Source organism: Rickettsia endosymbiont of Pantilius tunicatus (genome assembly GCF_964291875.1).
Lineage (GTDB): Bacteria > Pseudomonadota > Alphaproteobacteria > Rickettsiales > Rickettsiaceae > Rickettsia.
Genome location: NZ_OZ198175.1, coordinates 1,215,797 through 1,229,556, shown reverse-complemented (window position 1 = coordinate 1,229,556; position 13,760 = coordinate 1,215,797). Strand labels below are relative to the sequence as shown.

The following is a 13,760-nucleotide window of genomic DNA, read 5'->3' as shown; positions in this document are numbered from 1 at the left end:
ATGTAAAGTGTTATTATGTTACTAAAAATTATAGTTTATATTTTTCTATACAAAAGTGTTGCATCGCCATAGCTAAAAAAACGCATTTGTTCTTTTATGGCGTATTTATATAGCTCGTGCATTTCTTTAAAGCCAGCAAAAGCACAGACTAGCATAAATAAAGTAGATTTTGGGAAATGAAAATTAGTAAGCAACATATCGACTATTTGAAATTTAAATCCTGGAGTTATAAAGATATCGGTTTCAAACTCACCAGAATTTACATTGCTATTTATACTAGAGCTTTCAAGAGTTCGAAGGCTTGTAGTGCCGACTGCTATAATACGCCTTTTTTCCTGTTTAGCTTTATTTATAATTGCAGCGGTTTCAGGAGTGATAGAGCAATATTCCGTATGCATTTTATGCTCGTTAATATTCTCGGTTTTAACTGGCATAAAAGTTCCTGCTCCGACATGTAGAGTTACAAACGCCACTTGCACGCCCTTTTCTTTAAGCTTATTTATTATATCGTTTGTGAAATGTAAGCCTGCCGTTGGTGCAGCAACTGAACCTTGAATATTGCTATAAACTGTTTGATAACGTTCATTGTCGCTTTTTTGTGTTTCAGGACGTTTAATATAAAGCGGTAATGGCATTTCGCCGTATTTATCTAAAAACTCAAACACCGAAATATCAGCAAGTTCGAATTTAATTTTAATCTCACCCATTTCGAGCTTTTCGGTGATAATTATTTTATGATCATCAAAATAAAACTCATCGCCTACCTTTAGCTTACGTGCAGGTTTTGCAAAAGCTGACCAATAGTCGATTGATTTAAGCTTGCCTACATCATCGCTCGTCGCTATCCTATTATCCTTAAGTCTTTGATTTAAGTTTATAGTGATTTTTCCATTTAAATTCAATTTTGCTTTTATCACTTTACTGTTATTAAAAACTAATAGATCCCCTTCTTTTAAATGATCAATAATATTGTAAAATTTGGTTTTGACATATTGCTGTGTAGAAGCAATTAATAAATTTGACTCATCACGTTTGCTTACTGGATTTTGAGCGATTAGCTCTAAAGGTAAGTCAAAGTCAAAATCGGATAATTTCATGAGATTTGTGTTAAAGATTTAGAAAAATTATCACTAATTTGTTAATAAAGAACTGATAAAGTATGTAAAGTTTAGCGTGGTGGAGGTAATTAGTACGATTTACTAACCAATACCACCAAACGACAGTATATAAATGATGCTTTTACTATGCAACAAAATTCACAAGCAGCATAAAAATTTAAGGGGCGGAGGAAAATTTATCCAAACGTGCTATCACCACATGCTCCTGACATGCTAATATCGTCAGCTATATTTTGATGTTCTATTAATTCCTCAAGATCCTCTTTTACGCCCATAAATTTTGATGCTGCAAACTTATTATCTAAAAGCTTCTGTATATTAGTTATTATTTGATTTCGGTCGATTTTGCTAGTAAGAAGAGGAGTTTTTTGTATTATATACTTTATAGTATCTTCTATTATAGATTTATCTTTTATATTAGCATCATTAGCTATTTTATCGTTTAACCCATCTATTAACTTTTGAAAATTATTATGTTCTTCCAATAAATTCTTATTTCGCTGTAAATATTTCTCGATTATAGCTTTATTCTGCTGATCTATGTTATTTTGCTCTAAGTCTATATGCGTAATGGTAGTATTTTCTTTTAAAGCTTTAATAATTGCGTTTATCCCTACAGTCCCTATATAATTCGCACTAAGGCAAAAGTGAGTAAGAGTTTTAAGTTGTAAAACTTCGGCTAGTATTGATATTTTTTGATTACCTAAGTCACATCCGCTAAAATCAAGTTTCTTTAGTTGTGTACTTACTTTTAGAGCTTCAGTAATAATTTTTATACCATTGTCGCTTATATTACTGCCCATAAAATCGATAGCGGTAATTGTCTTGATAACTTTTAATTTATCTACGATTAATTTAGCGAATTCATCATCTATTTGTTGATAGCAAAGACTAACAGCAAGAGGATTGTGAAAAAAGTTATTTACTGTCTCAGCAAGTTCATTATTTTTTAAAAGTATTTGTTTTTGGTAAGTTTCCAATAAATTACATATATTTTTAAAACCTTTATCCTTAGCTATGCTTAATGCTGTATGACCTTCATAACCTGTAATGGTTCCATATTTAACAACAGTATCAATAGCTTGTTGTGTCATTTTAGGAATTAATGCCTCACAAACCTTGTCTAATCCTTTCCATGCAACCGCAGTTAAAGATGTCCAGCCATCATTATTAACCTGATTAATAGCCTGTTCGGTTATTTTAGGAATAAGTAACTCGCAAACACTACTTAAGCCCTTAACAACAGCATAAGTTAAAGCTGTATCGCCGTTGTTATTAACCTTATTAATAGCTTGATCTGACATTTTAGGAATTAACGCCTCACAAACTTTTTCTAATCCCCCAAATGCAGCCGCAGTTAAAGATGTCCAGCCGTCATTATCAACTTTGCTTAACTCTATAATATTCATTTCAGCAATTAATCTTTGTGCTTCTGCTTCATTTCCAGCTTTTATAGCTTATATTAATTTTTCGTGCTTAGTTTGAAACCATCTAAACATAATTATACTCTTATCAAATTCTATAATTTTTAATATTTTGTTAAAAATGAGCTATGGAAAGAATCATAATGAAGAGTTTTAACAAAGCAATAGAAATTTAATCAAAGATATAAATTAATGGTTTAAGAGTAATTTGTGAAATATAAGGATTAATATAGGATAGCAGAAAATAATAGAGAGCTTTAATAACTAATAACAATTACCACTTATAATTATAACAGAATATCTAATGACTAACGAATATTAGAATTCCCTATGACGAATATTAAAATTACCTATTTTTGAGTAAAAAATATTGTCTAGTGTATTATATTATTATCCTCCAATTTTATAGTTAATTTTTTTTCTTTTGCTGTAGCGATTCTATAACTTTCAGTATTCAGTTCAAGAATTGAAGAATGGTGAACCAATCTGTCAATGGCTGCTGATGTAGTCATTTCGTCTTTAAAAATGGAATTCCATTTTGCAAAAACTAAATTGCTAGTAATTAATACACTACGCATCTCATAACGTTCAGCTAATAAGGTAAATAAAACATCAGTTTCCTCACGATTATATGGTACATATGATATATCATCAATTATCAATATTTCAAAATAATCGAATTTTTTAATAATTTGCTTAAGTTTTAAACTAAGCTTTGCTTCTAGTAATTGTTGAACCAAATTAGCTGCTGTTGTATATAATACACGCCTACCGGCAAGACACCACTCACGTGCTAAACCTATACTAAGATGACTTTTGCCAGTACCAGGATTACCAAAAATAAGTATATTTTCATAGCGATCCATAAATTCTCCTTGTGCAAGATATTGGATCTTAGTTGACGATAATCCTGGGATACGCTTAATATCAAAGTTGCTTAATAACTTATCTCGAGAGAGTTTTGCTTGCTTTAGCAATCTGGCGATACGTTGCTGATGTCTATGTTCTAACTCACGTATGGCTAACTCTTGTAGATAATCTATATATGTTTTCTTTTCTTGCTCAAAGCTTTCTGCAACTGATTTATAGCATGATGCAAAAGTAGGTAAACAAAGGTTCTTGAGTAAATTATTTAGCGGTTGCGGAGTTATTATCTTTTTACTCATGCGACCTCCATTGTTTTAAAGCAATGTAATTGATCATATTCGGACAGTACTGGTTGATTAATTTTTACTGAACAAACAGTTTTAGTCTGACTATTTAGTAAATCTGTAATATGATCAATTATTGGTTCAATCTTCTCTTCTACTAGCATTTCTAATGCAGCAACTACATTCAATTCTCCATACATTTTTGCTAATTGTAATATTTTAAGATATATTTTATGCCCCTTATATGGATATATAGATATCAGCTGGTCATATACCTGACGAAATATAGCACGTGGAAATAAAGCTTCATAATATTGATATTGGGCAAATGCTCCAGGTTTACGTACTAAACTATCAATGATATGTCTATAATCAATAACATAGCCATTGCTGATTCTAAACATTTTTTGTAAACATTTGTTACCATAGTAAAGCTCTATTTCTTCAGAATAAATATAAGCTTTTAAAGTATAACCTATTAAGCGACTAGGCACAGAATAAGCTACAGATAAAATACTAACTGTACTGCTTGGGTTAACACGTACTGATAATATTGTAGGTGCATTCCATTTCCTGATTGGTAACTCTTTTAAATAAACTAATTCTTCAGCTAATTTTTCTTTTCTACAGCTATTGCGCTTTTCTTTAATTTGTGTAAGGAATAATTCATAAGCTTTTAAATCAACAAAATTACGTGATCCACGTAATAGCAAATGTTGATTCACTGCTTGCTTAAATGTATCATGACTTTTTTCAACAGAACCATTTTCATGACTGACACCGGGATTATTTCGCGATGGTGCAACATCGTAATAACCAAGCAATTCTTGCCATTTTTCTGTAAATTGTCTACTATTACCACATTGCTTGGTAGCTGCACTTAAATTATCTGTACGATGCTCTGGTAAAACTCCACCTAACTCCCATACAGCTTTTTCAAACCCTGATGCTAATGTATCAAAACTTTCACTATGGCATATGCTGAAAGTTTCCCAACATGAATAAGGCAATATAAAATGAAATAGTAAATGAGAATATGGTTTCCCATCAATACAAATACCTAATTGATTCATATTGGTCCAATCAGACTGGCTTTGTTTGCCAGGAAGAATATTTTGTAAAAAGATGACTGGCTTATCCTTACCATGTTCAGCTCTCCATTGTTTCAACCTTTTCTGCAAACAGCGTAATTGCTTTCCATTATAATTTCCATGATACTTTTCTGTCAAATATGCTAATATGGTAGTTGCTTGCAACTCCGGTGCTGATCCTAGCATTGATTCTATTTCATCCCAGTGCTTAACAAATGGATCCTTACGTGTCCTATATTTACGTACTGTTCGTAATTCGCTTGGATACTTATTAACACCTAAATATTTACGTGCTGTTTTTACACTCATACCTGCTTTTGCAGCAGAAATTATCTGATTATATTTTTTGATCTTTTGCATTAAAATACCTACTTGTTTATTTGTACATGTCATCAGTAATTCTCGAATAATAAATAAATCTTAAAAAGAAATTTTTATTCGATATTACTGTCCATAGTTACTTCTTTTTTATAGGTAATTTTAATGTTCGTTGAGGGTATTTCTAATATTCGTTAGTCAATCTAAGAATTTTTATTAAGAGGGCAAATATAGAAACTATTTTAGGTAGAGCTAATAACCGCTTCTGTATCTGCCTCACTCAAAAACAAAGCCCGCTCTACATTACGGCGTTTTACCAAGCCTTGCAGTGTGTAACCATAATACCGGATAGTTTATTATTGTAAGGATGCTAAGTGGTTTTCAAATTGTTGTTGCGAGGAGGTATTGTTGCGTGGATCATTCTCCCCTGTCATACCGTGATTTATGAACTAGATCCAGTTAAAAATACTAATAAAATTAGTATTTTTTATTATTTTCTGGATCAAGTTCCCAAGCCACGGTATGACTACCTTAGGGCGTTTTTCGATCCACGCGGGCAATGCCATCACGGGATTACAGGAGAAAATAATCCATGCGGGCAATGTCGTCAGCGGCACATTGTAATATTGATAGATTTAGTATTTGCTAACCTAACAATAAAACCTCAAAAGCTTGATTATACCTTGTGTTCGCCGTTTGATGTGTTTGTAAAAATACCGAAAAATGGAGAATGGTGGAGGCAAAGGGAATCGAACCCTTGACCCTCTGCGTGCAAAGCAGATGCTCTACCCCTGAGCTATGCCCCCAATATATGACTTATTATATAAGCTACTGAAGTGAAATTTTTATATTTGTGAGTAATTAAATCAAACTAAGCTAAATTTTTGACTAAGTTCCAAGGTAGCACTTGCCCGTTATTCCCTAATACCAAATCTCCAGAAGATTTAATTTCTGCAGCTAAAAAAGAAGAACCTTGTTGAGGGATATATTTTGAAGGTACGATTTCCTCACCTTTATAAAAATGTACTTTAGCTGATTCCCTAGCGGTTGGGTTGTTTTTAGAAGCAGTTTTTGCTTTAGACATAGCTTAATAATTTCTTTACTTAAATTAAATTTTTGTAGAATATAATTTTTTTTTGCTAGATTGTCAATAGTCTCTTAGCTTAAAAGATATATTATTTTAAAATTAGACTACATTTTTTAATGTTTAATGTCATTCCCGCGGAGGCGGGAATCCAGCGTAAATCGAGATAACCTTGTATCTTAATATTGTCTTTAATTAAAAACTATAAGACTCTGAAGTAGAAGGCTAGTATACTGAGAATATCCTGAGGACTTATGATCCTGTAGCGTAGATAAGTAACTAGCCTTTAATACTCACAAAAGATCGGACGGTGTCCTAGGTCTTAAAAGTTATTTTAATGAACCTGTATATACAAGGTTGATCTTTGAGTATTCTATTTAATTTTTACTATAAAGGGTATTTTATGAATAGTATAATTTTAGGCATAGATATTTCTAAAGAAACATTTGATGTAGCTTTACTAATTAATAACAAAGTTAAGAATAAAAAATTTAATAATAATTTACAAGGATTTTACGGAGTAAGTGAGTGGCTAAAAACTAAACAGGTTTATACCGCACACGCTTGTATGGAGGCTACAAATACTTATGGATTAAAGCTTGCTGAGTATCTTTATAAAAATAATTTTAAAGTTAGTGTTGTAAATCCAGCTCGTGTAAAAGGCTTCTCTATCAGTAAACTTTACCGTGTTAAAACTGATAAAGCAGACAGTGAACTGATTGCATATTTTTGTCAAACGATACAGCCTGAACTTTGGCAACCTACAGCTTTTCATATACAAGAACTACAACAATTAGTAAATCGTTTAGATGCTTTAATTTCTATCAAAAACCAAGAAACTAATAGGCTAGAAGGGTTATTTGATATAGTTACAACTAATATTAAATCTCATATAAAATTTTTGAATAAACAGATAAAAGAAATAGAAAAGCTTATATCTAACCATATAAAGAAACATACAGACTTATCTGATAAAGGTAAGCTTCTTGTTTCAATTCCAGGAATAGGAGAAAAAACAGTAGCTGTAATACTTGCTTTTTTATCAGATATTGAAAATTTTAAATCAGTAAAACAAGTAGTAGCTTTTGTCGGTCTTAATCCACAACAACGCCAATCAGGTACTTCTGTACATGGAACTAGCAGGATCTCAAAAACAGGAAACGCAGATTTGCGTAAAGCTTTTTATATGCCTGCTATAGTGTCTCTTAAATTTAATCCAATTGTTACAGAATTTGCCAAGCGTTTAGGTAGTTTAGGAAAACCCAAGATGGTTATTGTTATAGCCGCTATGCGTAAGTTAATTCATATTATTTATGGAGTACTCAAAAATAAAACTCTTTTCAATGAAATTAATTAAAATACAGATAAAAAGATGTTGACACTTAAGACGGTATCTACGCTTTTAATTTTAAAACTCGCTGTATTGATGCTTACCCCTCTGAATTCCCGCCTCCGCGGGAATGACATAGGATAGAGTATAACTACTTTTTAGCTTCGTTATTTGCAGCTGGAGGTAACATAATTTTTAAATCAGCTTTAGCTTCTAAATCGCTAATGTATTTTTTCAGTATTTCGGCTGCTAATACATTATCAATAGTCATTTTAGCTTCTTCTTTAGTTGGGATAGGTACAGGTTTTTTCTCAAGAACCTTAATGATATGCCAACCATAGTCAGTTTTTACTGGTGTTGAAACTTCGTTTACTTTTAAAGCAAAAGCTTTCTTTTCAAATTCAGGTACTAACTGTCCTGGTTGATTTAATAAAATATAACCGATTACACCACCATTTGTAGCTGAAGCTTTATCAAGAGAAGATTCTCCAGCAAGTTTAGCAAAATCTGCACCTTTATTTAATTTATTTTTTAAATCATTAGCTTCTTTTTCAGATTTAACTAAAATATGAGCAACTTTTATTTGTTCTTTACCTTTTAGGCTAGTTACATATTTGTTATATTCATCATCAAACATTTTATCGGTAAGATTAGATTTTACATAATTTTCTAATAATTCTTTTTGAGCTAATTGATTTTTTGCATTTTCAAGCTTTTCTTGGAATTCTTTAGAAGAGGTAATATTTGACTTTGCAACTTCTTCTTTTAACAAAATATTATTGACATAAATTCTTATCAATTTATCCTGATCTTGCGGTGGAAAATCGTCAAAATTTTTAATAGTTTCACCCGAAGGAAGATTAAGTTGCGGTTTAAATTCTTTCATTATTTGTGATTCTCTTACTTCACCATTTTTGTAAGTAGCAACTACTCTGTCTGAGTTATCTGCAAAAGCTATGCTAGAAAGCATACTAACGGATAAAAGTACAATTGATAGTTTTTTCATTATTTATGACTCATAATTTGTTAAATATAAGTTTAAATCCTATAAAAATAATAAATACCCGTCAACAGCTATTTTATAAATTTATTTATTAATAATTATTTACGGATTATTCTGCAACAAAATATATTATTATTTAGCTTTTTACAAAGCAATACATTCAGGTATCTCTAAAGAAAATTCATTATCCCAAGGAAATGTTATCCAAGTTGTTTGTGGTATTTTCATGCCATGTTTATCAACTAATTTTGCTCCTCTTGGTTTAGCATAAACTACAATATAATAGGCTTTTGGTAAATATTGATTAAGCCATTTTATTGTTTTTCCTGAATCTACTAAATCATCAACAACAATCCATCCTTCTCCTTGATTTTTATTGTTGAAGTTAAAATCTTGTAATAATTTTATATCGCCTTGTGCTTTATCTTTATAATAACTTGTTAATGATATTAAATCCATTTTATTAATATCTAATTTATGTGCTAAAATAAGAGCAGGATACAATCCTCCTCTTGCTATAGTAATAATTCCTTTCCATTTATTCTTAGGCAGATATTGATATATTTTCGTTATTTCTTTGTCAATATGTGCATATTCAACTCGACATTTATTAGTATAACTTATTGCAGAATTTACTTGTAACGTTTCTGCTATTTGAGCATTAGCATATTTAAAACTGCTGAATATGATTATAATTGTTATTAGTACTTTATACATTTTAACTTTTTAAATAATTAAATATTAATGATCAAAGCTATAAAGCTTTACTATGTTTGTAAAGTAAAAACTTAATTAATTATAATGTCATTGATAATTTTATAAAATCACTTATATTTTAAGTACAAAAATATATTTAAGGATTTTGATGTTTTCTATATTGAAAAAAATTTTTGGTACGGCGAATGATCGTACGATAAAAAAACTATTTTCTGACATTGCAAAAATTAATTCACTTGAACCAGCAATTCAAAAATTATCAGATGAAGAATTAAAAAATAAAACTTTAGAATTTAAGGAAAAACTTAAAAATGGTGCTACTTTAGACGATATAGCGTATGAAGCATTTGCAGTAGTTAGAGAAGCTTCGAGAAGAGTATATGGGATGCGTCATTTTGACGTGCAGCTTATAGGTGGGTTGGTATTACATAGAGGAATGATTACCGAGATGCGTACAGGGGAGGGAAAGACTTTGGTCGCAACACTTCCTGCATATTTAAACGCTTTAGCTGGGAAAGGTGTACATGTAGTAACAGTTAATGATTACCTTGTCAGCCGTGACTCTGCTTCCATGGGTAAAATTTATAATTTTTTAGGTCTATCGGTTGGATGTATTATTGCTGGCATGCCAGATGAAGCTAAGCGAGAAGCTTATAACTCTGATATTACATATGCCACAAATAACGAGCTTGGCTTTGATTACCTAAGAGATAATATGAAATATAGCTTGCAGGAGCGGGTACTTCGTCCTTTTAACTTTGCTATTATCGATGAAGTAGATTCTATTTTAATAGATGAAGCAAGAACTCCTTTGGTTATTTCTGGTCCAGTTAATGATAATTCAGAGTTATATGGTAAAGTTGATAAGCTTGTACGTAGGCTTAATGTAAGTGATTTTGAAAAAGATGAAAAATTAAAAACTATCAATTTAACGGAAAGCGGCATTAGTCATGTAGAATCGCTTTTAAGCCAAGCAAATATTATAAAGCCCGATTCTGGATTATACGATTTTGAAAATTTAAGCTTAGTACATTACGTTAATCAAGCCCTTAGAGCTCACAACATGTTTACAATCGATGTGGATTATTTAGTACGTGATGGTAAAGTAATGATCATAGATGAGTTTACGGGACGTGTAATGGAAGGGCGTAGATATTCTGAAGGGCTACATCAAGCATTAGAGGCAAAAGAAAATGTAAAAATCCAAAACGAAAACCAAACGCTTGCATCTATTACTTTCCAAAATTATTTCCGTAATTACCCTAAATTATCAGGCATGACTGGTACAGCTATGACTGAAGCACCAGAGCTAAAAGACATATATAATCTTGATGTAGTAGCAGTGCCGACTCATAATAAAGTTACAAGACGTGACCTTGATGATGAAATTTATGGGAGCAAAAAAGAGAAATATGACGCTATTTTAAAGCTAATCAAAGATTGTTATGATCGTGGTCAGCCGGTGCTTGTCGGTACTGTAAGTATAGAAAAGTCAGAAGAAATTTCTAATATTTTAAATAAAAACAAAATACCTCATAAAGTATTAAATGCTAAGTTCCACGAGCAAGAAGCATTTATTATTGCCCAAGCTGGTAGGTTTAAAGCAGTAACAATTGCAACTAATATGGCAGGACGAGGCACTGATATTATGCTTGGCGGTAATCCTGAAATGCTGATAGAGCAGGTAGATAGAAAATCTTTAACTAATGCTGCTTATAAAGAAAAAGTAAATGAGATAAAAGCTCAAACAACTGAAGAAAAAAAGCAAGTAATTGCAGCAGGCGGGTTATTTGTAATAGGTACAGAACGCCATGAAAGCCGTAGAATAGATAACCAGCTACGTGGTAGATCAGGTAGGCAAGGTGACCCAGGTAATACTAAATTTTTCTTATCGCTTGATGACGATTTAATGCGTATTTTTGCCTCAGAACGTATTTCAGGGGTGCTTCGGACGCTTGGCTTGAAAGATGGTGAGGCTATACATCACCCAATGATTAGCCGATCACTTGAGAAAGCTCAGCAAAAAGTTGAGGGGCATAACTATGAAATACGTAAAAATTTATTACGTTTTGATGATGTGATGAATGATCAGCGTAAAATAATATATGAGCAAAGAACTGAAATTATTAAATCTAAAGATAGTTATGATTTCTTAAGTAGTACTACTGAAGAATTAGCTAAAAAGATAGTGCTAACTTTTATGACAGCGGGTTCTTATAGAGAAGATTGGGATATAGAGAATTTAAGCGTAGAGCTACACCGCACTTTTGCTATAAAGCTTGAGCAAAATCTAATAAGCAAAAATGATGTAACAGAAGAAGAAGTTACAAAAATTGTTATTCAAACAGCGGATAGTATATATAAGTCTAAGGAGGAAGCCTATAGTCCTGACTTAATGCATAATGCTGTAAAGTATATTTTATTAACTACTCTTGATCAGGTTTGGAAAGATCACTTGCATAGCTTAGATCACTTAAGACAAGGTATATCTCTTAGAGCTTATGCCCAAAAAGATCCTTTAAGTGAATATAAAAGAGAGGCATTTAACTTATTTGAGCATATGCTTAATAATCTAAAAGAACTCTTTATTCAAACAGTATATCACTTCCACATTGACTTAAAGCATATTCAAAAAGAAGACGTATCGCTTGAAAATAAAAAGCTGCAAAATAATATGCATGAAAGTCGAGAAGATCCTGCATTTAGTAAATATAATGCAGGTAGTAACTTAGAAACTGATCTTAGACCTGTCATATCACGCATTAACCCAGAGGATAGAGACCCTAAAAACCCTATAAGCTGGGGAAAAGTATCGAGAAACGAGCTATGCCCTTGTGGTTCAGGTAAGAAATATAAATATTGCCACGGACTAAACGAGTAAGGAATTAAGTATTCCTAGTTGCATGGTTTCGATGTCATTCTTAGCTAAAAGCAGGAATCTAGTATAAAGCGAAATAACCTAAGCTTTATGCTAGATCTAGTTTCCAAGCCACGCTATGATATGACACCGATGAAGTTGCTAATATTACTACTTCGAATTATTAACTTTATTTATGGGAGCATTCAAGCAATGCAAAAGGATTCAAAAATTAAAAAAATAACGCTTAAATATAGATGAAATAAAAAATAATATATAAAAATATCAAATAAATTTAAATTTGGGATTGACTAATCAATAATTTTATCTATAAATCTAAGTTATCTAATAGTATTTGAACTCTACTATTAATATAAACCAAATCCAAGTGTAAGCTTTATGCTGGGATTCTGCTATTATAATTATTTTTAAAATAAGAAGTATAGCGGAAGTCGTTGTATTAATGGCTGAGCTTAATTCCCAGCATCTTATCCCTATTTTTTATTCAATTACATTTTAAGCCTATAAAGATATTAGTGTTAGGTTCAATTTATTAGAAATATAGTGACCCTAGTAGTATTCTTGAGAAGATTTTATGATTTTTAGTATTTTCTAAAAAATCTGTACGCATCTAAAAAAGTTATTACTCCGATAGTTTTAATTCTTTAGCTCTAATAATAGAGCTATTATTTTTTCGAGCATTAGCTTTTATCTTTTTTATTTTCTTTTCCCAATTAATATAATAATAAGTTTTAAAACAATAAGCAGAAAATTCTAAGAATCTGTTTTCATCTTTTGTTAATTCAATCAACTTTATATTTGATTGATCTCTTTCATATGTCGCAACAATAATTAGCTTTGCGGTAATTAAAGTACCGAGCACAGCCCACATTATCGTATTTTCAACAGTATTAAGTATATCTTCATCTATTATGACAATAATGGGTTTATCTGGATGTTTAATTACAGTGTAAATTAACGTAACAAACGCTTTGTAGTCGTAATAGTTCTTAGCTTTGATAATTTTTATCAAGGTAAGATTTGATTTTTTGCAGCTTAAATTTGTATCATGGCAGATTTTTTCGCTTTTTGTATTATAAGGAGGTAATAAAAGGAGTATGGCTTTAGAGGTATGGTTAATTTGATTTAGCATATTATTGCTCCCAGTTATAACTTAATTGATTTAAGTTATAACCACCAATGAATATAGCTTTTGGTGGTTGGGGAGTTCAAAAAAACCGCGACTAACAGCTCACAATAGGTTTTAAGCTTAAGGTAGTACCTTAAGCTCTGGACATGCCTATAGTCATCCCCAACCATAAGTGCTGAGGATTGCATCATAATAATGGCTGATGCATGTGCCATAATCGCAAGAGGTTTTGAAGCCCCAAAATAGCATTACTGCTATTTCAGTTAAAATTTATACCTAACTATCTGAAAAAGTCAACGGATTTAAGTTTTGTTGGTAAGTAGATTATATGCTATTCCTTGCATAAAGCTGCGTGGATCCTTTCTCTCTGTCACCTTGTAGCAATCTACGTAGGTAATGCCTCCGTAGTTTGGGAACTAGATCCAGTATTAAGCGAGAGAAAGCAAGCTCTATAATTTTAACAATTTAAAATAATCAAACTAATTTGTTAAATTATAAATAGTAAATATTGCTATTT

The 13,760-nt window shown here is 31.4% G+C and carries 10 protein-coding genes and 1 tRNA gene; 2 read left to right on the top strand and 9 right to left on the bottom strand.

Translation table 11 applies throughout. The annotated features are described in order from the left end of the window. Positions 1 to 35 precede the first annotated feature (35 nt). The 6 genes from queA to ACICQC_RS07125 form a co-directional block, all read right to left on the bottom strand. The gene (queA, locus tag ACICQC_RS07150; protein ID WP_395476509.1) at positions 36 to 1,097 is read right to left on the bottom strand and encodes a tRNA preQ1(34) S-adenosylmethionine ribosyltransferase-isomerase QueA; all 1,062 of its coding nucleotides are present in this window, start codon (positions 1,095 to 1,097) and stop codon (positions 36 to 38) included. A 197-nt stretch (positions 1,098 to 1,294) separates the two neighbouring features. After that, on the bottom strand, positions 1,295 to 2,527 hold the full coding sequence (locus tag ACICQC_RS07145; protein ID WP_395476508.1) for an ankyrin repeat domain-containing protein: 1,233 nt from the start codon (positions 2,525 to 2,527) through the stop codon (positions 1,295 to 1,297). A 389-nt stretch (positions 2,528 to 2,916) separates the two neighbouring features. After that, entirely contained in the window at positions 2,917 to 3,708 is a 792-nt protein-coding gene (gene istB / locus ACICQC_RS07140) for an IS21-like element helper ATPase IstB (protein ID WP_395476338.1), read from the bottom strand. Beyond that, positions 3,705 to 5,177, bottom strand: a complete 1,473-nt coding sequence (gene istA / locus ACICQC_RS07135) for an IS21 family transposase (RefSeq protein ID WP_395476339.1) — start codon at positions 5,175 to 5,177, stop codon at positions 3,705 to 3,707. The genes istB and istA overlap by 4 nt, the downstream gene beginning before the upstream one ends. Positions 5,178 to 5,833: 656 nt before the next feature. Beyond that, positions 5,834 to 5,908 (bottom strand) — tRNA-Ala (locus ACICQC_RS07130). Positions 5,909 to 5,973: 65 nt separating this feature from the next. Beyond that, positions 5,974 to 6,186 carry a hypothetical protein gene (locus ACICQC_RS07125; protein ID WP_395476507.1) on the bottom strand — a complete coding sequence of 71 codons (213 nt, stop codon included), beginning with the start codon at positions 6,184 to 6,186 and terminating at the stop codon, positions 5,974 to 5,976. 403 nt (positions 6,187 to 6,589) lie between these two features. Here ACICQC_RS07125 and ACICQC_RS07120 point away from each other — a divergent pair, with 403 nt between their 5' ends. After that, positions 6,590 to 7,543, top strand: a complete 954-nt coding sequence (locus tag ACICQC_RS07120) for an IS110 family transposase (RefSeq protein WP_395476416.1) — start codon at positions 6,590 to 6,592, stop codon at positions 7,541 to 7,543. A gap of 124 nt (positions 7,544 to 7,667) precedes the next feature. Here the strand turns inward: ACICQC_RS07120 and ACICQC_RS07115 are convergent, their stop codons facing one another. Next, entirely contained in the window at positions 7,668 to 8,522 is an 855-nt protein-coding gene (locus ACICQC_RS07115; protein ID WP_395476506.1) for a peptidylprolyl isomerase, read from the bottom strand. 141 nt (positions 8,523 to 8,663) lie between these two features. Continuing rightward, positions 8,664 to 9,236 (bottom strand): xanthine phosphoribosyltransferase, encoded by a 573-nt coding sequence (gpt, locus tag ACICQC_RS07110; RefSeq protein ID WP_395476505.1) that lies wholly within the window; start codon positions 9,234 to 9,236, stop codon positions 8,664 to 8,666. A gap of 148 nt (positions 9,237 to 9,384) precedes the next feature. Between gpt and secA the strand changes: the two genes are divergently transcribed. Further along, positions 9,385 to 12,117 (top strand): preprotein translocase subunit SecA, encoded by a 2,733-nt coding sequence (gene secA, locus ACICQC_RS07105; RefSeq protein WP_395477683.1) that lies wholly within the window; start codon positions 9,385 to 9,387, stop codon positions 12,115 to 12,117. 619 nt (positions 12,118 to 12,736) lie between these two features. Here secA and ACICQC_RS07100 read toward each other — a convergent pair. After that, on the bottom strand, positions 12,737 to 13,246 hold the full coding sequence (locus ACICQC_RS07100) for a hypothetical protein (protein ID WP_395476504.1): 510 nt from the start codon (positions 13,244 to 13,246) through the stop codon (positions 12,737 to 12,739). Positions 13,247 to 13,760 lie beyond the last annotated feature (514 nt).

Coding starts and splice junctions, on each gene's coding strand:
- ACICQC_RS07125 (WP_395476507.1), bottom strand. CDS start 6,186: ATGTCTAAAGCAAAAACTGCTTCTAAAAACAACCCAACCGCTAGGGAA.
- istB (WP_395476338.1), bottom strand. CDS start 3,708: ATGAGTAAAAAGATAATAACTCCGCAACCGCTAAATAATTTACTCAAG.
- queA (WP_395476509.1), bottom strand. CDS start 1,097: ATGAAATTATCCGATTTTGACTTTGACTTACCTTTAGAGCTAATCGCT.
- ACICQC_RS07115 (WP_395476506.1), bottom strand. CDS start 8,522: ATGAAAAAACTATCAATTGTACTTTTATCCGTTAGTATGCTTTCTAGC.
- istA (WP_395476339.1), bottom strand. CDS start 5,177: ATGACATGTACAAATAAACAAGTAGGTATTTTAATGCAAAAGATCAAA.
- gpt (WP_395476505.1), bottom strand. CDS start 9,236: ATGTATAAAGTACTAATAACAATTATAATCATATTCAGCAGTTTTAAA.
- ACICQC_RS07100 (WP_395476504.1), bottom strand. CDS start 13,246: ATGCTAAATCAAATTAACCATACCTCTAAAGCCATACTCCTTTTATTA.
- ACICQC_RS07120 (WP_395476416.1), top strand. CDS start 6,590: ATGAATAGTATAATTTTAGGCATAGATATTTCTAAAGAAACATTTGAT.
- secA (WP_395477683.1), top strand. CDS start 9,385: ATGTTTTCTATATTGAAAAAAATTTTTGGTACGGCGAATGATCGTACG.
- ACICQC_RS07145 (WP_395476508.1), bottom strand. CDS start 2,527: ATGAATATTATAGAGTTAAGCAAAGTTGATAATGACGGCTGGACATCT.